Origin of the sequence: Streptomyces sp. So13.3, assembly GCF_005860785.2 — a bacterium.
GTDB lineage: Bacteria > Actinomycetota > Actinomycetes > Streptomycetales > Streptomycetaceae > Actinacidiphila > Actinacidiphila fildesensis.
This window is the reverse complement of sequence record NZ_CP048835.1, coordinates 5,747,001-5,765,069: the sequence shown is the minus strand read 5'-3', so window position 1 is coordinate 5,765,069 and position 18,069 is coordinate 5,747,001. Positions and strand designations below refer to the sequence as shown.

At 72.2% G+C, this 18,069-nt stretch carries 14 protein-coding genes; 2 read left to right on the top strand and 12 right to left on the bottom strand.

Annotated features, from left to right (window positions below; all coding sequences use genetic code 11):
- Positions 1-88: 88 nt before the first annotated feature.
- The 4 genes from C8250_RS26090 to C8250_RS26075 all read right to left on the bottom strand — a co-directional run bounded on the left by C8250_RS26090 (position 89) and on the right by C8250_RS26075 (position 3,102).
- A complete protein-coding gene (locus tag C8250_RS26090; protein WP_138359415.1) occupies positions 89-454 on the bottom strand; it encodes a hypothetical protein in 366 nt (121 codons plus the stop codon).
- 183 nt (positions 455-637) lie between these two features.
- Positions 638-1,627 (bottom strand): malate dehydrogenase, encoded by a 990-nt coding sequence (locus tag C8250_RS26085; protein WP_138359413.1) that lies wholly within the window; start codon positions 1,625-1,627, stop codon positions 638-640.
- A 181-nt stretch (positions 1,628-1,808) separates the two neighbouring features.
- On the bottom strand, positions 1,809-2,246 hold the full coding sequence (locus C8250_RS26080) for a DUF3017 domain-containing protein (RefSeq protein ID WP_138359411.1): 438 nt from the start codon (positions 2,244-2,246) through the stop codon (positions 1,809-1,811).
- Positions 2,236-3,102 carry a bifunctional methylenetetrahydrofolate dehydrogenase/methenyltetrahydrofolate cyclohydrolase gene (locus C8250_RS26075; RefSeq protein WP_138359409.1) on the bottom strand — a complete coding sequence of 289 codons (867 nt, stop codon included), beginning with the start codon at positions 3,100-3,102 and terminating at the stop codon, positions 2,236-2,238. Before C8250_RS26075 ends, C8250_RS26080 begins: the two co-directional genes overlap by 11 nt.
- A gap of 206 nt (positions 3,103-3,308) precedes the next feature.
- Here C8250_RS26075 and C8250_RS26070 point away from each other — a divergent pair, with 206 nt between their 5' ends.
- Positions 3,309-3,941, top strand: a complete 633-nt coding sequence (locus C8250_RS26070) for an RDD family protein (RefSeq protein WP_138359407.1) — start codon at positions 3,309-3,311, stop codon at positions 3,939-3,941.
- Between the two features lie 58 nt (positions 3,942-3,999).
- Here the strand turns inward: C8250_RS26070 and purH are convergent, their stop codons facing one another.
- The 3 genes from purH to C8250_RS26055 form a co-directional block, all read right to left on the bottom strand.
- Positions 4,000-5,562: a bifunctional phosphoribosylaminoimidazolecarboxamide formyltransferase/IMP cyclohydrolase gene (gene purH / locus C8250_RS26065; protein WP_138359405.1), complete on the bottom strand. Its 1,563-nt coding sequence runs from the start codon at positions 5,560-5,562 to the stop codon at positions 4,000-4,002.
- A complete protein-coding gene (purN, locus tag C8250_RS26060; protein WP_138359403.1) occupies positions 5,559-6,182 on the bottom strand; it encodes a phosphoribosylglycinamide formyltransferase in 624 nt (207 codons plus the stop codon). The genes purH and purN overlap by 4 nt, the downstream gene beginning before the upstream one ends.
- Before the next feature lie 1,549 nt (positions 6,183-7,731).
- Positions 7,732-9,210 (bottom strand): DUF6350 family protein, encoded by a 1,479-nt coding sequence (locus C8250_RS26055; RefSeq protein WP_244809840.1) that lies wholly within the window; start codon positions 9,208-9,210, stop codon positions 7,732-7,734.
- 767 nt (positions 9,211-9,977) lie between these two features.
- Here C8250_RS26055 and C8250_RS26050 point away from each other — a divergent pair.
- Positions 9,978-10,850, top strand: a complete 873-nt coding sequence (locus tag C8250_RS26050) for an RNA polymerase subunit sigma-70 (RefSeq protein ID WP_138352983.1) — start codon at positions 9,978-9,980, stop codon at positions 10,848-10,850.
- A gap of 131 nt (positions 10,851-10,981) precedes the next feature.
- Here the strand turns inward: C8250_RS26050 and sucD are convergent, their stop codons facing one another.
- From sucD to C8250_RS26025, 5 genes are all read right to left on the bottom strand, one after another.
- A complete protein-coding gene (gene sucD, locus C8250_RS26045; RefSeq protein WP_138352982.1) occupies positions 10,982-11,866 on the bottom strand; it encodes a succinate--CoA ligase subunit alpha in 885 nt (294 codons plus the stop codon).
- 19 nt (positions 11,867-11,885) lie between these two features.
- Positions 11,886-13,061, bottom strand: coding sequence for an ADP-forming succinate--CoA ligase subunit beta (sucC, locus tag C8250_RS26040; RefSeq protein ID WP_138352981.1), 1,176 nt, complete (start codon positions 13,059-13,061; stop codon positions 11,886-11,888).
- A gap of 210 nt (positions 13,062-13,271) precedes the next feature.
- Positions 13,272-14,447 (bottom strand): VWA domain-containing protein, encoded by a 1,176-nt coding sequence (locus tag C8250_RS26035; RefSeq protein ID WP_138352980.1) that lies wholly within the window; start codon positions 14,445-14,447, stop codon positions 13,272-13,274.
- Positions 14,444-16,906 carry a DUF5682 family protein gene (locus tag C8250_RS26030; RefSeq protein ID WP_232484753.1) on the bottom strand — a complete coding sequence of 821 codons (2,463 nt, stop codon included), beginning with the start codon at positions 16,904-16,906 and terminating at the stop codon, positions 14,444-14,446. Before C8250_RS26030 ends, C8250_RS26035 begins: the two co-directional genes overlap by 4 nt.
- A 14-nt stretch (positions 16,907-16,920) precedes the next feature.
- The gene (locus C8250_RS26025; RefSeq protein ID WP_138352979.1) at positions 16,921-18,063 is read right to left on the bottom strand and encodes an AAA family ATPase; all 1,143 of its coding nucleotides are present in this window, start codon (positions 18,061-18,063) and stop codon (positions 16,921-16,923) included.
- Positions 18,064-18,069 lie beyond the last annotated feature (6 nt).

Below are 18,069 nucleotides of genomic sequence, written 5' to 3'. Positions count from 1 at the left end.
GTACGGCTCCTCCGGTGCCTGTCCGGTCTGTGGGCCCCGCACCCACTGCTGCCGGTCCGCGTCCCAATGGCTCATGTCGGCCCCCTCCTCATCCGAGCGGCTGGGCGATGGCCTGGACGACGGCGAAGGCCGACGCCAGTCCGCCGGCCGCGGTGCTGCCGCTGATCAGCAGCGACCGCAGCCGCTCCAGCCGGCCGCGCTCGGCCCGCCCGGTCCGGTCGATCTCGCCCGCGACGTCCGCGAGCTCCCCCTCGACCTCGTCGAGACCATCGTCCTCCGACCGTGCCGGCAGCGGCAGTTGCGCGCGCAGGAGTCTGACGGCCGTCATCAGTTCGGGGGACGCGAAGACCAGCTGCTCGATGACCTGGCCGCGGAAGTCGATGTCGGGGTACACACCCGCGCACAGCAGGCGGGTGGCCTCCGTGCGGGAGCCACGGCGCACGGGACCGGACATTCGCCCCCCGATCGTCGAACTCACGTCCGATCAACGCGAGTTGAACGTAATCCGGAGTTCTCAGGATAAAGGACACGCCCGCTGCCCGGATGGTTCCGGCGTCATATTCCTGTACACGGCAACGGCCCGCCGCCGGCCCCTCTCGGGGACCGGCGGCGGGCCGTCGTGCGCTGTGCGCGGGGCTCAGATGAGGCCGAGGGCGCGGACCGCGTCGCGCTCCTCCTCGAGCTCCTTCACCGAAGCGTCGATGCGGGCGCGGGAGAACTCGTTGATGTCCAGGCCCTGGACGATCTCGAAGGCGCCGTCCTTGGTGGTGACCGGGAAGGACGAGATCAGACCGGCCGGAACGCCGTAGGAACCGTCGGAGACGATGCCCATCGAGGTCCAGTCGCCGGCCGCGGTGCCGTTGACCCAGGTGTGCACGTGGTCGATCGCGGCGTTCGCGGCCGAGGCGGCCGAGGAGGCGCCACGGGCCTCGATGATCGCGGCGCCGCGCTTGGCGACGGTCGGGATGAAGGTGTCGGCCAGCCACTGCTCGTCGTTGACGACCTCGGCGGCGTTCTTGCCGACGACCTCGGCGTGGAAGATGTCCGGGTACTGGGTCGCCGAGTGGTTGCCCCAGATCGTCAGGCGCTTGATGTCGGAGACCGTGGTGCCGGTCTTCTTCGCCAGCTGCGAGAGCGCCCGGTTGTGGTCCAGGCGGGTCATCGCGGTGAAGCGCTCGGCCGGTACGTCCGGGGCCGCGGCCTGCGCGATGAGCGCGTTGGTGTTCGCCGGGTTGCCGACGACGAGGACCTTGATGTCGTCCGCGGCGTTGTCGTTGATCGCCTTGCCCTGCGGCTTGAAGATGCCGCCGTTGGCGGAGAGCAGGTCACCGCGCTCCATGCCGGCGGTCCGCGGGCGGGCGCCGACGAGCAGGGCGACGTTCGCACCGGCGAAGGCGACGTTCGGGTCGTCGGTGATCTCGATGCCGCGCAGCAGCGGGAACGCGCAGTCGTCGAGCTCCATGGCGGTGCCCTCAGCGGCCTTGAGACCCTGCGGGATCTCCAGGAGGCGGAGGTTCACCGGCACGTCCGAGCCGAGCAGATGGCCCGACGCGATGCGGAAGAGCAGCGCGTAGCCGATCTGGCCCGCCGCTCCGGTGACGGTGACGTTGACGGGGGTGCGAGTCATTGCCTTCTCCTGGCCTTTTCCTGCGGGAAATCTGGCCGCCCCGGCAGCGTCCCTAGCCCCGGAACGTGGGTCTCTCGGCATCAAGAGACCCGCCGTCAGGCTATCGCGCCACGGCGGAACAGTTGACCCGCCCCGGTGTGGCCCCGGTCACCGCTTCGCGATTTCCGGGCCGGCGGCGGGATCAGCGCACCGAGAAGCGGATGATGTCCTCGAGGAACGGCACGTCCAGGATCGGATCCGGCTGCACCATCAGCGCCAGCAGCACGATGGCGGTACCGAGCACCAGGTACGTGATGACGTCGGTGAACCGGCTGCGCACGGCCAGCATGCCGACCGACGGCAGCGTGAACCGCATCGCACCGCCCACCAGCAGCGCCGCCCCGACGATCACCGTTCCCGCCCGGAAGTGGTCGGCCGCGGTCAGCACCAGGCCGAGCGCGACCCCGCCGAGCACCACCAGGATGGGCCACTGCCGGGCCGGCGCGGAGGCGTCCCGGCCGGCCGCCCGGCCGCCGCCCTCGGGGCGGGCGGTGGTCCGCGTCCACAGCGCGTACCGGTGCGGCCGGGGAGCGGCCGCCTCGCCCGCCGCCACCTCTCCGGGCTCCGGCTCAGCCGCCATGGCCCGCAGCCGCGCGCTCGGCAGCCTCGACGACATTGGCCAGCAGCAGCGCGCGGGTCATCGGGCCGACGCCGCCGGGGTTCGGGGAGATCCAGGCGGCGACCTCGGCCACCCCCGGGTCCACATCGCCGACGATCTTGCCTTCGCCGTCGCGGCTGACACCGACGTCCAGCACGGCCGCGCCGGGCTTGACGTCCTCCGGCTTGACCAGGTGCCCGACCCCCGCCGCCGCCACGATGATGTCCGCCTGGCGCAGCAGCCCGCTCAGGTCACGGGTGCCGGTGTGGCACAGCGTCACGGTGGCGTTCTCGCTGCGGCGGGTCAGCAGCAGCCCGATCGAGCGGCCCACGGTGATACCGCGGCCGACGACGACCACATGCGCGCCGTTGATCTCCACCTTGTGGTGGCGCAGCAGCTGGACGATGCCGTTCGGGGTGCACGGCAGCGGACCGGTCTCGTTGAGCACGAGGCGGCCGAGGCTCATCGGGTGCAGGCCGTCGGCGTCCTTCTCCGGGTCCATCAGCTCCAGGACCCGGTTGGTGTCGATGCCCTTGGGCAGCGGGAGCTGGACGATGTAGCCGGTGCACTCCGGGTTCGCGTTCAGCTCCCGGACGACCGCCTCGATCTCCTCCTGGGTGGCGGTGTCGGGCAGTTCGCGCTGGATCGAGCCGATGCCGACCTGCGCGCAGTCGCGGTGCTTGCCCGCGACATACCATTTGCTGCCCGGGTCCTCACCGACCAGCAGGGTGCCAAGACCGGGCACGATGCCCCGGGCCTTGAGCGACGCCACGCGGGACGTGAGATCGGACTTGATCGCGGCTGCGGTGGCCTTGCCATCGAGAATCTGGGCGGTCATGACCCCATCTTTCCGGATGGGGGGTCCCGCCGACGAATCCGGGCCTCGGATCGTTACCCGATGCCCGCACTCGGCCGCGCCTTGACGCGCCCTTGACTCCGTGGCCGATCCGCCGCCACCGCGCGCCTTGCGCTGCCACCACCGTGGCCACGACGATGTGCCCCTGCGTCCCCACGCTCCACGTCCCCGCTCGGAGGAAACCGCACGTGAGCTATCCGCCCGGCCCCAACAACCCTTACGACCAGCCGCAGCAGCCGCCCCAGTCCCCGCAGGGGTACGGCTACCCGCAGCAGCAGCCGCAGTTCCCGCAGCAGAACCAGGGCCCGTACGGGTACCCGCAGGGCGGCCTGCCGCCGGGGATGCCCCCGCTGGCGAGCTGGGGCGCGCGCGCCGGCGCCACGCTGCTGGACTTCCTGATCGTCAGCCTGGTGCCGTTCATCCTGATCATCGTCGGCTACGTCCAGCTCGCCAAGGTGCTCTTCGACGCGGCCGACCGGTGCAACACCAGCGGCACCAGCACCTGCCCCACCCCCTCGATGCCGGGCGGCGCCCTCGCGATGATCGCCATCGGCGGCATGCTGAGCCTCGCCGGCACCCTGTGGCTCTGCTACCGGGAAGGCTCCACCGGCCAGACCCCGGGCAAGAAGATCGCCGGGATCCACCTGCTGCGCGAGGCCGACGGCCAGGTGCTGGGCTTCGGGATGGCGTTCGTCCGCCGGCTGTGCCACGCCCTCGACGGGATGGCCTGCTACATCGGCTACCTGTGGCCGCTGTGGGACGAGAAGAACCAGACCTTCGCCGACAAGATCATGCACACCGTCGTGGTGAAGCGCCCGTAGACCGGCGACGGCCCGCACCCCCTCGGGGGTGCGGGCCGCGTTCGGCTCTGCGTCTGCGTCAGTGGAAGAAGTGCCGGGTCCCGGTGAGGTACATCGTCACGCCGGCCTTCTCCGCCGCCTCGACGACCAGCTCGTCACGGACCGAACCGCCCGGCTGGACCACGGCCTTGACGCCCGCCGCCAGCAGGATCTCCAGCCCGTCGGGGAACGGGAAGAAGGCGTCGGAGGCCGCGTAGGAACCCCGCGCCCGCTCCTCGCCCGCCCGCTCCACCGCGAGCTTCGCCGAGTCCACCCGGTTGACCTGCCCCATGCCGACGCCGACGCTGGCGCCGCCCTTGGCGAGCAGGATCGCGTTGGACTTCACGGCGCGGCAGGCGCGCCAGGCGAAGGCCAGGTCCGCCAGCTCGGCGGCGTCCAGCGCCTCACCGGTCGCCAGCGTCCAGTTCGCCGGGTCGTCGCCCTCGGCCTGCAGCAGGTCCTTGACCTGGACCAGCGCCCCGCCCTCGATCGGCCGGTACTCGCCCGAGCCGATCGGCGCGTCCGCGCAGCGCAGCACCCGGATGTTCTTCTTGCGGGCCAGCACCTCGACGGCGCCGTCCTCGTACGCCGGCGCGACGATGACCTCGGTGAAGATCTCCGCGACCTGCTCGGCGAGCTCCACGCTCACCGGGCGGTTGACCGCGATGACCCCGCCGAACGCCGACAGCGGGTCGCAGGCGTGCGCCTTGCGGTGCGCCTCCGCGACATCCGCGCCGACCGCGATCCCGCACGGGTTGGCGTGCTTGATGATCGCGACGCACGGCTCCGTGTGGTCGTACGCGGCCCGGCGCGCGGCCTCGGTGTCCGTGTAGTTGTTGTACGACATCTCCTTGCCGTGCAACTGCTCGGCGCCCGCGAGGCCCTTGCCGCTGCCGTCGCTGTAGAGCGCGGCGGGCTGGTGCGGGTTCTCGCCGTAGCGCAGCACGTGCTGCCGGGTGAGGGCGACGCCGGTGAAGTCCGGGAACGGGCTCTCGTCGGCCGCGTACCCCTCGGCGAACCAGATCGCCACCGCCAGGTCGTACGAGGCGGTGTGCTGGAACGCCTCGGCGGCGAGCCGCTTGCGCTGCGTCAGGTCGAACCCGCCGTCCTTGACGGCCGCGATGACGTCGGCGTAGTGCCCGGGGCTGGTGACGACCGCGACCGAGGGGTGGTTCTTGGCGGCGGCGCGCACCATCGAAGGACCGCCGATGTCGATCTGCTCGACACACTCGTCGGGCGACGCGCCTGAGGCGACCGTCTCCTTGAACGGGTACAGATTCACGACCACCAGCTCGAACGGCTCGATGCCGAGCTCGGCCAGCTGCCGCTGGTGGTCCTCAAGACGCAGGTCCGCGAGGATCCCGGCGTGCAGCTTGGGGTGCAGGGTCTTGACCCGGCCGTCCAGGCACTCCGGGAAGCCGGTGACGTCCTGGACCGGCGTGACGGGCACCCCGGCGGCGGCGATGCGCGCGGCGGTCGACCCGGTCGACACCAGTTCGACGCCCGCCTCGTGCAGTCCGCGCGCCAGCTCCTCCAGCCCGGTCTTGTCGTACACACTCACCAGCGCGCGGCGGATCGGCCGCTTCGTACCTTCGGCGCTCATGCCGGAATCAATACCTTTCGTCCCTCAATGCGATACCCGTCGCGAGCCAGCCGCCCCACGACGTCGACGAGCAGCCCTCGCTCGACTTCCTTGATGCGCTCATGGAGCGCTTCCTCCGTGTCATCCGGCTCGATGGCCACCACCCCCTGGGCGATGATCGGGCCGGTATCGACGCCGTCGTCGACGAAGTGCACGGTGCAGCCCGTCACCTTCGCGCCGTACGCGAGCGCGTCCCTGACGCCGTGGGCGCCCGGGAAGCTCGGCAGCAGCGCGGGATGCGTATTGACGAACCGTCCCCCGAACCGCGCGAGGAACTCCTTCCCCACGATCTTCATGAAGCCGGCCGAGACCACCAGGTCCGGCCGGTGTTCCGCCGTCGCCTCCGCGAGCGCGAGGTCCCATCCCGCCCGGTCGGCGTAGTCCTTCACCTTCACCACGAAAACCGGCAGCCCGGCCCGCTCCGCCCGCTCCAGACCGGCGATGCCGTCCCGGTCGGCACCGACCGCCACGATCCGCGCGCCGTACGCGGGATCGCTCTCGATGACATCGAGCAGCGCCTGCAGATTCGTCCCCGAACCGGAGACGAGGACGACTAGACGAGCCGGGGTTTGCGCAGCCACTGGCGGGGCTCTCTCTCGAGACCGTGCGGATTTGGAGGATCGTATGAGCCGACGGATCCCACGATTCGGGGAACCCTACGAGGCCGTCGACCGTCAGCAACGATACCGGCACGCGAAGGTCCCCCCACGGGACGGGGGAGCGCGCGGACGGTAGCGTCTTCCGGAGGAACAGCAATCGCGCGCCCTGCGCGTGACGCATACGACATGAGGAGTCGACGGCAAGGGGATGGCGCTACCAATCATGAGCAGCCGACAGATCACTATCGCGCTGCGTGCGCCCGAGGGCGATCAGCAGGACAACCCGTTCGCCCCGCCGCCCGAAGGCGCCCCCGAACAGCCCTGGCAGCCCCGGCGCCCCGAAGGCACGCCCGAGGACGGCGACAGCACCCCGCCGCCTCCGCCGCCGCCCGGCTGGGGCGGCCAGTGGAGCAACCAGCAGCCCGGCCGCCAGGACGGCTTCGGCCATCGCCCCAGCGGCCCCGAAACCCCGCCGCAGCCCAACGGCTCACGCTTCGACCCCACCGACCCCGCCCAGCGCCGCTCCCGCTACGCGCTGGTCTGCGGCGGCTGGGCGCTGATCTTCGCGATCCTCCACTGGACCGAGCTCGGCCTCCTGCTCGGCGCCCTCGCCCTCTACTGGGGCATCAGCGCCCTGCGCATGAAGCCGAGAGACCCGCGCCGCCGCCCGCGCCGAAGCGGCCGCGGCCCCCGCCGCATCCGGCGCCGACACCCCGCCCCAACCCCTCCGCGAACCCCGCCTCCCAGCGGTCCTTCGCGGCGGCGGCCTGGAGCGGCATCATCACGAGCGCGGTCGCCCTGGCGATCGTCGCCGCGAGCTTCACCCTCCAGTTCGTCTACAACGACTACTACACCTGCAAACGCGACGCCCTCACCACCCCGTCGAGCGAATCCTGCAAGGACCTCCTCCCGAAGCCGGTCCGCTCCTTCCTGGGCAACGACGGGTAGTCCTCCGGACGGGCGGAATGCCTGCCGGCGGGGGCGCGGGCCCGTGAACCCCCCCGCCCCGTCACGCCTGCGGCGGGCTTTTCGCCTACCGGCGGGGGTGCGGGCCGCGGACCCCCACAGCACCGTTGCGCCTGCGGCGGGCTCTTCCCCACCACCCGCCCTTTCGCCTACCGGCGGGGGGTGCAGGCCCTGCGCCCCGAAACGCGTCGTTAAGCGGGGATTGGGGCACGTCGACACCCGCCCCGCCGTTGCGCCCGCGGCGGGCTTTGCCCCCACCCACCCCTTCGCCTACCGGCGGAGGCGCGGGCCCTCGGGCACCCGCAGCACCGTTGCGCCTGCGGCGGGCTTTTCCCACCCACCCCTTCGCCTACCGGCGGGGCCGGACTGCTGCGGGCCCGCGGTCGAAGCGGACTTCCCGCCCGCCCCGGGCCTGTGACGCGAGGGGACCGGGGCCGTTGGGGGCACCCCCGGCCGGAGGTTGGGGGAGGGGTACTTCGAAATGCTGCCGAGCTATTTGTGGGCCGCCAGGCCCTGAACAGTCGATTTCGAACCGCCGCCCCGCAGGGCCCGGGCACCGACCCAGCTACTCCGCCGGCGGTACCAGCGGCATAGGCGGAACCTCCGCCACCTCGGCCGCAACCTCCGGCTCAGACCGCGACCACGACCACCGCCACCGGAAAACCCCCCGCACGCTCCCCCACCGCTCCCCCCAAGACACCGGCTCCGCCGGATCCCGCACATGCCACCACCGCACCCCCACCGCCCCCGCCGCCCCCACCACCAGCGTCCACCCGAGCGCCGCACCCCCCGCCGCCCACCACCGCGGCCCGAAGTCCGCAAGGACGGCCGAGCCCATCCGGCCCGCCGACCAGCCGGCGAGCAACGCGGTGGCCGCGCCGCAGCCGAGCGCGGCGAGGGCGGCGACCAGCGCGGTGCGGGCGGGGCGCCAGGAGCCCGCCGCGGCGGCGCCGCCGACGAGCCAGGCCGCACAGACCCCGGCCAGCACAGGAAGACCGAACACCGCCCAGCTCAGCGGCGTCGCGCCGGGCGCCGGAAGCGCCGCCAGCAGCGGAAAGTTCGGCAGAACGTCAGGCCCGGATCCGGGCCCCGGCCCGAGCGCGCCGAACCGGGACGCGCCCAATCCGGCTGGAGCCACCACACTCCCGGCGCCCACGGCGAACCCCGGCCCCAGCGCATACGACGCACCCCACACAGCCATGTTCGGCACCAGCGCCAGAGCGACCAGCAGCACCGCACACCGCCCCGAGAGCGGAGCGCTGAGCTGCGCGAACGAATGTCCGACCAATCGTTCATGCCAGACGAGCGAGGCCCCGCCGAGCACCGCGCCACCCCCGACGAGCACGGCGGTGGAAGCCGCGGCGGCGCGGAGGGCGGCCGGCAGGCCGCCTTCCGGAAGGGTCAGCCACCGCGGCAGCGAGAGTTCGTCGAGCCAACGGCGTACCGCCCGGGGAAGCGCGACCGCAGGTCGCCCGCACCCGGACCACGCGCCGGCCCCGGCCGCCAACGCGGCCACGACCGGCAGATGGAGCAGCGCGCTGAGCGGAACGCTGCGCACCTGCCCGTAGGACGTGTAGAGCACGGCGGCGACGCCGACCAGCAGATATCCGGCGACGAGCCAGCCCGCGGCGGCAGCCGCGACCCGAGGCTCCGTCCGCGCACCGGAACCGTCACCGACGTCACCCTCCCCCGACCCCTCGGGAGGAGCAGCCGCATGCGCCGCGGCCCGGTACAGCAGCCACCCGGGCAGCACGGTGAGCAGCAGGGGCGTGACGCCGATCGGGGCGGGCAGCCCGGACAGCGTGTCGGTCCGCGACAGGCTCGCGCCGTGGGCCAGCAGCCACAGATCCGCGGCGATGCGCAGAGCGCCGTCGAGTCCGCTGTCCGGGAACGGTGCGCTGATCCACAGGAAGAGAACAGTGACGGCGAGGGCCCCGAGACCGAGACCGGCCGCGACCACCCCGCCACCGAACGCGGCGGCCGCCGCGGATGCGCGGCGGGAGTTCGCGGCACGCTCGGGCAGGCCGGGAAGGTGGTCCGTCATGTGGGTCACGTCGACCCATGGTGCCAAGAACACACCGATTTGAGGCGGTAGCGGGCGAACGCCCGCCGTGTCGCGCAATATGACTTTATGCGTCTTTTCACACAATCGTGCGTACGGGGATTCGAAGGCGGTCGGAGCGGCTGTGTGAGGTCGGGCACGTGACGGCGCGGAAGGCGGCGAAGCAGGCCTCTACCGCCAAGAAGGCCGCGAAGACGGTGAAGACCTCGGCCGAAGAACGTCCCCAGCGCGCCAGGACCCGCACACGCGCCGGCTCACCGGCGCCCAAGCCCCAACCAAAACCCCAGCCCAAGCCGGATCCCCAGCCCGAGTCCCAGTCCCGACAGTCCCCGTCCCAGCCCGCCTCCCCGTCCCCGTCTCCACCCCCCTCCGCACCCAGGACGAATGCTCCCGAGTCTTCACACCTCGTCACCCGCGCGGCCCGGCCCGCCGTTTCCCCTGCCGAGCCGGCGCCCATCGCGCCCCTCCCCGAGCGCCCGGAAGTCGCCGTCAAGCGCGCTCCCAAGCCGGCCAACACCCCCCAACGGCGTGCGAAGGCGCGCCCACCGGCGATCCCTGTGGCCGCCGACCCGACGCCTCCGCCACCGCCGGCACCACCGCGGACGCCGAAGCCCAAGCCATCACCACCCCCGCCACCCGTACCTACCGCTCCGAGGGCACCGACCACACCGATCCCACCGGCCCCGACCGCACCGACCTCACCAGCCCTGTATCCCGAGGCCGCCTTCGACAGTCTGTACACGCACAGCGTGAGCGGCCTCGTGCGGCAGGTGGACCTGATCACCGGGAATCCGGGCTTCGCGCGGCATGCCGTGCGCCGCGCGTTCGATCTCGCGTGGCAGCGGTGGCCGGAGGTCGCGGCGGATCCGGATCCGGTCGGCTGGGTGCGCGCGGCGGCGTACGAGTACGCGCTCGCGCCGTGGCAGCAGTGGGTGCCGGGGCACCGTACGCATCCACGGGCCGCCGCGCGGACGCTGCGCGGCTCCGAACGGGACGGCGCGGTGCGGGCGGCGGTGCTGCGGCTGTCGCCTTCGCAGCGGCAGGCACTCGTGCTCTACGACGGGCTGGGGCTCGATCTGCCCGTGGCCGCGGCCGAGAGCGAGGCGAGCACGGTCGCGACGGCGAGCCGGATCACTCAGGCGCGGGCGGCGCTGAGCGCGGCCGTCCCGGAGCTGGGCGACCAGGCACCGGCACGGCTGAAGGCCATCCTCACGGAGCCGGAGCAGGACGCGGAACCAGACCCGAAGACGGGTACGGGAACGGCTGGCACCCAAGAGGTCCCGGCGGCCCGGGTACGCGTTGCGAGCGAGCGGGGCGTGCGCCGCAGGACGCTGTCCGCGGTGGCACTGACCGCGCTGATCGCCGGGGCGACGGGCGCCGCGCTGGTGGTGACGTACGACCGCGTCGGCGAACTGCCGCACCGTACCCAGCCGACGCCGGTGACCGCACCGCCCTCCGCCACTCCGGGGCAGGGCGTACCGGAGGCGGGCCGCATCGGCCGACCGGGCCCCGCCAAGCCCACCCAGCAGACGACCGCACCCAGCAAACCCGTCAAGCCCACCAAGCCCAACAAACCGGCCGAATCTCCCGCACAAGCCCCCCGTTTGCCCCCTGAGCGCTGAGCCGCCCAGGGCCGCACAGGGTCGCACCGGCGGCGGCACCGGCCGCACAAAGCAAACGCGGGCCCGCCCCCCGAAGGGGACGGGCCCGCGTCGTCACGCGTGACGGCCTCTCAGCCGTCAGCAGACGAACGTCAGCCCGCGAGGATGGCGCGCGCCAGGCGAGCCGTCTCCGACGGGGTCTTGCCGACCTGGACGCCGGCGGCCTCGAGGGCCTCCTTCTTCGCCTGGGCGGTGCCCGACGAACCGGAGACGATGGCGCCCGCGTGGCCCATGGTCTTGCCCTCGGGGGCGGTGAAGCCCGCGACATAGCCGACGACCGGCTTCGTCACGTGGGCCTTGATGTAGTCCGCGGCCCGCTCCTCGGCGTCGCCACCGATCTCACCGATCATGACGATCAGGTCGGTGTCGGCGTCCGCCTCGAACGCGGCCAGCGCGTCGATGTGGGTGGTGCCGATGATCGGGTCGCCACCGATGCCGACGGCGGACGAGAAGCCGAGGTCACGGAGCTCGTACATCATCTGGTACGTGAGCGTGCCGGACTTCGAGACCAGGCCGATACGGCCCGGCTTCGTGATGTCGCCCGGGATGATGCCGGCGTTGGACTGACCCGGGGTGATGAGACCGGGGCAGTTCGGGCCGATGATGCGGGTCTTGTTGCCCTTGGCGCCGGCGTGCGCCCAGAACGAGGCGGAGTCGTGCACCGTGATGCCCTCGGTGATCACGACGGCCAGCGGGATCTCGGCGTCGATCGCCTCGACGACGGCGTCCTTCGCGAACTTCGGCGGCACGAAGATGACGGTGACATCGGCACCGGTCTTCTCGATCGCCTCGGCGACGGAACCGAACACGGGCACCTCGGTGCCGTCGAACTCGACGTTCGTGCCGGCCTTGCGCGGGTTGACGCCGCCAACGATGTTGGTGCCGTCCGCAAGCATGAGCTTGGTGTGCTTCATGCCCGTGGCGCCGGTCATCCCCTGGACGATGACCTTGCTTTCCTTGGTCAGGAAAATAGCCATGGTGTGGTGACCTTGTCCCTTACTTCGCAGCCGCGAGCTCGGCGGCCTTGTCGGCCGCGCCGTCCATGGTGTCCACACGCTGCACGAGCGGGTGGTTGGCGTCGGTCAGGATCTTGCGACCCAGCTCCGCGTTGTTGCCGTCCAGGCGGACGACCAGCGGCTTGCTGACGACCTCACCCTTGGACTTGAGCAGCTCCAGGGCCTGGACGATGCCGTTGGCGACCTCGTCGCACGCGGTGATGCCACCGAAGACGTTGACGAAGACGGACTTGACGTCCGGGTCGCCGAGGATGATCTCCAGGCCGTTCGCCATGACCTCGGCGGAGGCGCCGCCACCGATGTCGAGGAAGTTGGCGGGCTTGACGCCGCCGTGCTTCTCACCGGCGTACGCGACGACGTCGAGGGTGCTCATGACGAGACCCGCGCCGTTGCCGATGATGCCGACCTCACCGTCGAGCTTGACGTAGTTGAGGTTCTTGGCCTTGGCCGCGGCCTCCAGCGGGTTGGCGGCGTCCTTGTCCTCAAGGGCCGCGTGGTCCGGCTGGCGGAACTCGGCGTTCTCGTCGAGCGAGACCTTGCCGTCGAGCGCGATGATCTTGCCGTCACCGGACTTGATCAGCGGGTTGACCTCGACGAGGAGGGCGTCCTCCTTGATGAAGACGGTCCACAGCTTCTGCAGAACGTCGGCCACCTGGTCGGCGATCTCGGCCGGGAACTTGGCCGCGGCGACGATCTCGGCGGCCTTCTCCGGGGTGCAGCCCTCGTTGGCGTCGACCGGAATCTTGGCCAGCGCGTCCGGGTTCTCCTCCGCAACGATCTCGATCTCCACGCCGCCCTCTACGGACGCCATGGCGAGGAAGGTGCGGTTGGTGCGGTCCAGCAGGAAGGAGACGTAGTACTCCTCCGCGATGTCCGCGGTCTCGGCAAGCATCACCTTGTGGACCGTGTGGCCCTTGATGTCCATGCCGAGGATGGCGTCGGCCTTCGCGACCGCGTCTGCGGGGTCGGAGGCGAGCTTCACGCCGCCGGCCTTGCCTCGGCCACCGACCTTGACCTGCGCCTTGACGACCGCACGGCCACCCAGACGTTCGGTCACCTCACGAGCCGCCTCGGGCGTCTCGATGACTTCACCGGCCAGCACCGGTACACCGTGCTTGGCGAAGAGATCCCTCGCCTGGTACTCGAACAGGTCCACGCGCGTCCGTCCTTGGTGATCGCGGTTTGTTTTCTACGCGAACGTGCCGATACGGGAAGCGTGACTACGCGGTCACAAGGAGGGCGCACACGGTCACCGAAGTACGCGGCATGTCCGTCTCGCAGGTTATCCCCGTGGGACGTAGGTCCCTAAATCGCAGGTCACATGTGAGCGGTGAGAACGGTCACAGAGCGCGTTGTCAGGCTCGCGTCAGGCTTCTGGTACGGGCAGCGCCCGTTTCTCTATCGCGGCGGCCATCACCTCGGGAAACAGGTCCGGTGTGCAGGCGAAAGCGGGGGCTCCGAGCGCGGCCAGCGCGGCCGCGTGCTCGCGGTCGTAGGACGGCGCGCCCTCGTCCGACAGCGCCAGCAGGGCCACGAACTGCACTCCCGCGCCCTTCATGGCTGCCACCCGTTTGAGCATCTCGTCCCGGATCCCGCCCTCGTAGAGATCGCTGATGAGGACGACCACCGTGTCCGCCGGCCGGGTGATCAGGGACTGGCAGTACGCCAGAGCGCGGTTGATGTCGGTGCCGCCACCGAGTTGTGTGCCGAAGAGCACATCCACCGGATCGTCCAACTGGTCCGTCAGGTCGACCACCGCGGTGTCGAAGACGACCAGCTTGGTGTCGATGCTCCGCATCGAGGCCAGCACGGCCCCGAACACGGAGGCGTAGACGACGGAGGCGGCCATCGAACCGGACTGGTCGATGCAGAGCACCACGTCCTTCTTCACCGCCTGCGACGCCCTGCCGTACCCGATCAGCCGCTCGGGCACGATCGTGCCGTGCTCGGGGAGGTAGTGCTTGAGGTTGGCGCGGATGGTGCGGTCCCAGTCGATGTCACGGTGCCGGGGGCGGCTGATCCGCGCGGACCGGTCGAGGGCGCCGGTCAGGGTCGCGCGGGTGCGGGTGGCGAGCTTCTTCTCCAGGTCCTCGACGACCTTGCGGACCACGGCCCGCGCCGTCTCCTTCGTCGTCTCCGGCATCGCCTTGTTCAGCGACAGCAGCGTGCCGACGAGATGCACGTCCGCCTCGACGGCCTCCAGCATCTCCGGCTCCAGAAGCAGCGCCGCCAGCCCGAGCCGGTCGATCGCGTCCCGCTGCATCACCTGGACGACGGAGGACGGGAAGTACGTACGGATGTCGCCGAGCCACCGGGCGACCTGCGGCGCGGAGCCGCCGAGACCGGCCGTCCGGCCGGCCTTGCCGTCCGCGCCGCCGCTGTCCCCGCCGTAGAGCGCGCCGAGAGTGCGGTCCATCGCCGCGTCCCGTCCGGTGAGGTCGCGGCCGGTCCCGTCGGCGGCCCCTCCACCGAGCACCAGCCGCCAGCGGCGCAGCCGTTCATCGGCGGCCGTCGTCCCACCGGTCGTCGTGTCGTCGGTCATCCGTTCTCCCCCGTCGTGCCGGACCCCGTCGTGCCGGATCCCGTCGTGTCGGATCCCGTCGTGCCGGACCCCGTCGTGCCGGACCGGTCGGACCGCCCGGCATCGTCTGCGAGCCCTTCGTCCGTGTGCCCCAGCAGCAGCCGCAGCACCGGCAGTGCCGCCGCGACCCGCTCCTCGTCGAACCCGGCGCCGAAGCCCGGCACCGCCTCCCCCGCGGCGGCCGCGGACCGGCCCGCGGAGCCGCCGCGTCTGACCAGCTCGCCGACGGTGCGGCGGACGCCGGACTCGAACTCGCCGAACGTGCGCCGCAGCAGCGGCAGTACGTCGTTGAACGCGGCGGTCGGTACCGCGGCGAGCCAGCTGTCGACCAGCGCGAGCAGCCGCTCGTCGTGGATGAGGAGCATGCCGCCGCCCGCGAGGAAGCCCTCCAGCCACGCCGCGGCCTCGGCCGACGGCGTCCCCGGTGACAGGGCGAGCGCCATCAGCCGGGCGGCGGCCTCCTCGTCGAGCCGTCCGTCGTCCGTCAACAGCCGGGTGGCGCTGCCACGCAGCAGCCCCGGTATCGCCCCGTCGCGCTCGGCGATGCCCCGCAGCATCACCGCCCACCGGTCGAGGAGGCCGTCGGCCTGCAAGAGGCCGATCGCCCGGTGCGCCGCCTCGGCGTGGCCGCGCATCTCGGCGGCGCCGTCCGCGTCCAGCCCGACGCAGGCGGGCGGCAGCCCGATGCAGACCCGTTCCGCCAGCCCCTCGGCGACCTTGTGGAGCGCCGCGGAGTCCGTACCGCGCACATCGCCGTAGCGGGCGGACCGTACGAGGGCGGGCAGCGCCTGGGCGAGATGGCCGACGTCGGTCTCCAGGGCGGCGCGGTCGGCCAGCACCCGCATCACGACCGGCAGCGCGTCCGGTAGCCCCGCGACCAGGCAGCGTTCGGCGAGCGCGGTCACGTCGGCGAGTGCGGCGGCGTGCACCGCCCCTTCCTCGGCCTTCGCCGTCGCCGCGGAGAGCAGCGTCGTGCCCCAGACCCCGGCCTCGGCGACCCGGATCGCCAGTTCCGGCTCCCAGCGCAGCCGCCAGCTCTCCCGGAACGTCCCGGTCCCGGCGCGCGAACGGACCTGCTCCCCCCAGTCGATGCCCAGCAGCCGCAGCCGGTGCAGCAGCCGGCTGCGGCCCGCGTCGGTCTCCTTGCGCAGGTCCAGTTCCAGCTCGCGTTCCAGCGCCTCGGGCTTGAGCCGGAGCCTGCGCTGCTCCCGGGTCAGATCCCTGGCCAGCGGCACGGCGGGCGCGCTGTCCGGCACTTCGCCGAGGACGTCCCCCACGACGAGGCGGTCCCTGATGAGGGCGAGCGGTACGTCCGAGCCGTCGCACATCACCGCCCGTATCGCGTCCGTCGTCTCGCTCAGGCCGGCGAGCGGGCGGCCCCGCATGGCCGCGAGGGTGTCGGCGAGCCGCACCGCCTCGATGACATGCGCGGAGGAGACCGGCAGGTCCTCGGCACGGAGCAGCCCCGCGACCTTGGTCATCCACCGGGTGACAGGCCGGTCCCGTGCCCCGAACAGATGCCCGTACCAGCCGGGCGAGTCGATCCCCGCGCCGTATCCGCTGTGCCGCGACAGCCGTCGGTGCGTCCACGGCACCCACGTCATCTCGACCTTCACCTTGGGCAGCCCCCTGAGCAGCTGGCGGTCCGCGGTGGCGGTCACCGGCCGGGCGAGCGCCGGGACGTGCCAGGCTCCGCAGACCACGGCGACACGGTCGTGCGTCCGCCGGGCGTCCCGGATCCGCAGCCGCATATGGGCCTCGCGCGCCGGGTCGTCCGCATGGCCGCCGTCGCCGTACAGCTCGCGCAGCGCGCCCATCGCCTCGGCGAGCGCGGCGAACGGTGCCAGTGGGTCGGCACCGCTGCTGCTCCGGTGTTCGACCGCGTCCTCCCACCAGCGCTCCGGGTCGTCGTACCCGGCGGTTTCCGCGAGCACGGCCAGCGGGTCGATACGCAGCGCCTGGACCGCCTCGTCGCCGTCCGAGGATCCGTCATCCGGGGATCCGTCGTCCGGGGATCCCTCGCCGGGGGGTTCGTCCTGCTCGTCCGGTGTCGTGCGCAGGGCGAGGGAATGTGCGGCGGGCAGGTCGATGAAGGTGACCGGTACGCCGTGCCCGGCGGCCCACCGGATCGCCACCCATTCCGGCGAGAACTCCGCGAAGGGCCAGAACGCGGCCCGCGCCGGGTCGTCCAGGACGTGCGCGAGCAGCGCGACGGGCGGCCGCATGCCGTCCTCGGCGGCGAGCCCGACGAGCGGATCGGCCTCCGGCGGCCCCTCGATCAGCACCGTCCCCGGCCGGTACGCGTCGAGCGCGGCGCGCACCGCCCGCGCGGAGCCCGGTCCGTGGTGCCGCACCCCGAGCAGGGCGACCCCGGACGGCCCGGCGGCGGGCGGCACCGCAAGTGGTGCGCCGGATGTCATGACGTCCGGCGCACTCATGCGCTCGCCTCCCGGCAGGCGCGGTAGAAGTCCTTCCAGCCCTCGCGCTCGCGCACGACCGTCTCCAGGTACTCCTGCCAGATCACCCGGTCGGCGGCCGGATCGCGGACGACCGCGCCGAGGATGCCTGCCGCGACATCGCCCGCCCGCAGCACCCCGTCGCCGAAGTGCGCCGCGAGCGCCAGGCCGTTGGTCACCACCGAGATGGCCTCGGCCGTCGACAGCGTGCCGGACGGCGACTTCACCTTCGTCCGGCCGTCGGCGGTCACACCGGCGCGCAGCTCCCGGAAGACGGTGACGACCCGGCGGATCTCGTCGGCGCCCTCGGGGACGGCCGGGAGGTCGAGTCCGCGGCCGAGCTGGTCGACCCGGCGGGTGACGATGTCGATCTCGTCCTCCGCCGAGGCGGGCAGCGGCAGCACGACGGTGTTGAACCGGCGGCGCAGCGCGCTGGACAGCTCGTTGACGCCACGGTCGCGGTCGTTGGCGGTCGCGATCAGGTTGAAGCCCCTGACGGCCTGGGTCTCCGACCCCAACTCCGGTATCGGCAGTGTCTTCTCGGAAAGGATCGTGATGAGGGAGTCCTGCACATCGGCCGGTATCCGGGTCAGCTCCTCGACCCGGGCGATCCTCCCCTCGGCCATCGCCCGCATCACCGGGCTGGACACCAGGGCTCTGCGGCTCGGGCCGTTGGTGAGCAGCTCCGCATAGTTCCAGCCGTAGCGGATGGCCTCCTCCGGCGTGCCGGCCGTGCCCTGGACCAGCAGGGTGGAGTCACCGCTGATCGCCGCGGCGAGATGTTCTGACACCCACGTCTTGGCGGTGCCCGGCACACCGAGCAGCAGCAGCGCCCGGTCGGTGGCGAGGGTGGTGACGGCGACCTCGACGATGCGCCGGGGACCGACGTACTTGGGCGTGATGACGGTGCCTCCCCCAGACTTCGTCCGGGAGGTGCCCCCAGGCAGCGTCCCACCGAGGATGTACAAAGCCACCGCCCACGGCGAGAGATTCCAACGGGACGGCCGCGGACGGTCGTCGGCCGCCGCGAGGGCCTTCAGTTCATGGGCGAAGGCCTCCTCCGCGTGCGGCCGCAGAGCACCTTCCGGAGCATCCTCGATGTCGGTGGGCATGACTGCCATGAATCC

Bases quoted from the DNA above. Each gene is read 5' to 3' on its own strand.
- C8250_RS26090 (WP_138359415.1), bottom strand. From the start codon at position 454: ATGTCCGGTCCCGTGCGCCGTGGCTCCCGCACGGAGGCCACCCGCCTG.
- C8250_RS26085 (WP_138359413.1), bottom strand. From the start codon at position 1,627: ATGACTCGCACCCCCGTCAACGTCACCGTCACCGGAGCGGCGGGCCAG.
- C8250_RS26080 (WP_138359411.1), bottom strand. From the start codon at position 2,246: ATGGCGGCTGAGCCGGAGCCCGGAGAGGTGGCGGCGGGCGAGGCGGCC.
- C8250_RS26075 (WP_138359409.1), bottom strand. From the start codon at position 3,102: ATGACCGCCCAGATTCTCGATGGCAAGGCCACCGCAGCCGCGATCAAG.
- purH (WP_138359405.1), bottom strand. From the start codon at position 5,562: ATGAGCGCCGAAGGTACGAAGCGGCCGATCCGCCGCGCGCTGGTGAGT.
- C8250_RS26055 (WP_244809840.1), bottom strand. From the start codon at position 9,210: ATGACGGACCACCTTCCCGGCCTGCCCGAGCGTGCCGCGAACTCCCGC.
- sucD (WP_138352982.1), bottom strand. From the start codon at position 11,866: ATGGCTATTTTCCTGACCAAGGAAAGCAAGGTCATCGTCCAGGGGATG.
- C8250_RS26035 (WP_138352980.1), bottom strand. From the start codon at position 14,447: ATGACCGACGACACGACGACCGGTGGGACGACGGCCGCCGATGAACGG.
- C8250_RS26030 (WP_232484753.1), bottom strand. From the start codon at position 16,906: ATGACATCCGGCGCACCACTTGCGGTGCCGCCCGCCGCCGGGCCGTCC.
- C8250_RS26025 (WP_138352979.1), bottom strand. From the start codon at position 18,063: ATGGCAGTCATGCCCACCGACATCGAGGATGCTCCGGAAGGTGCTCTG.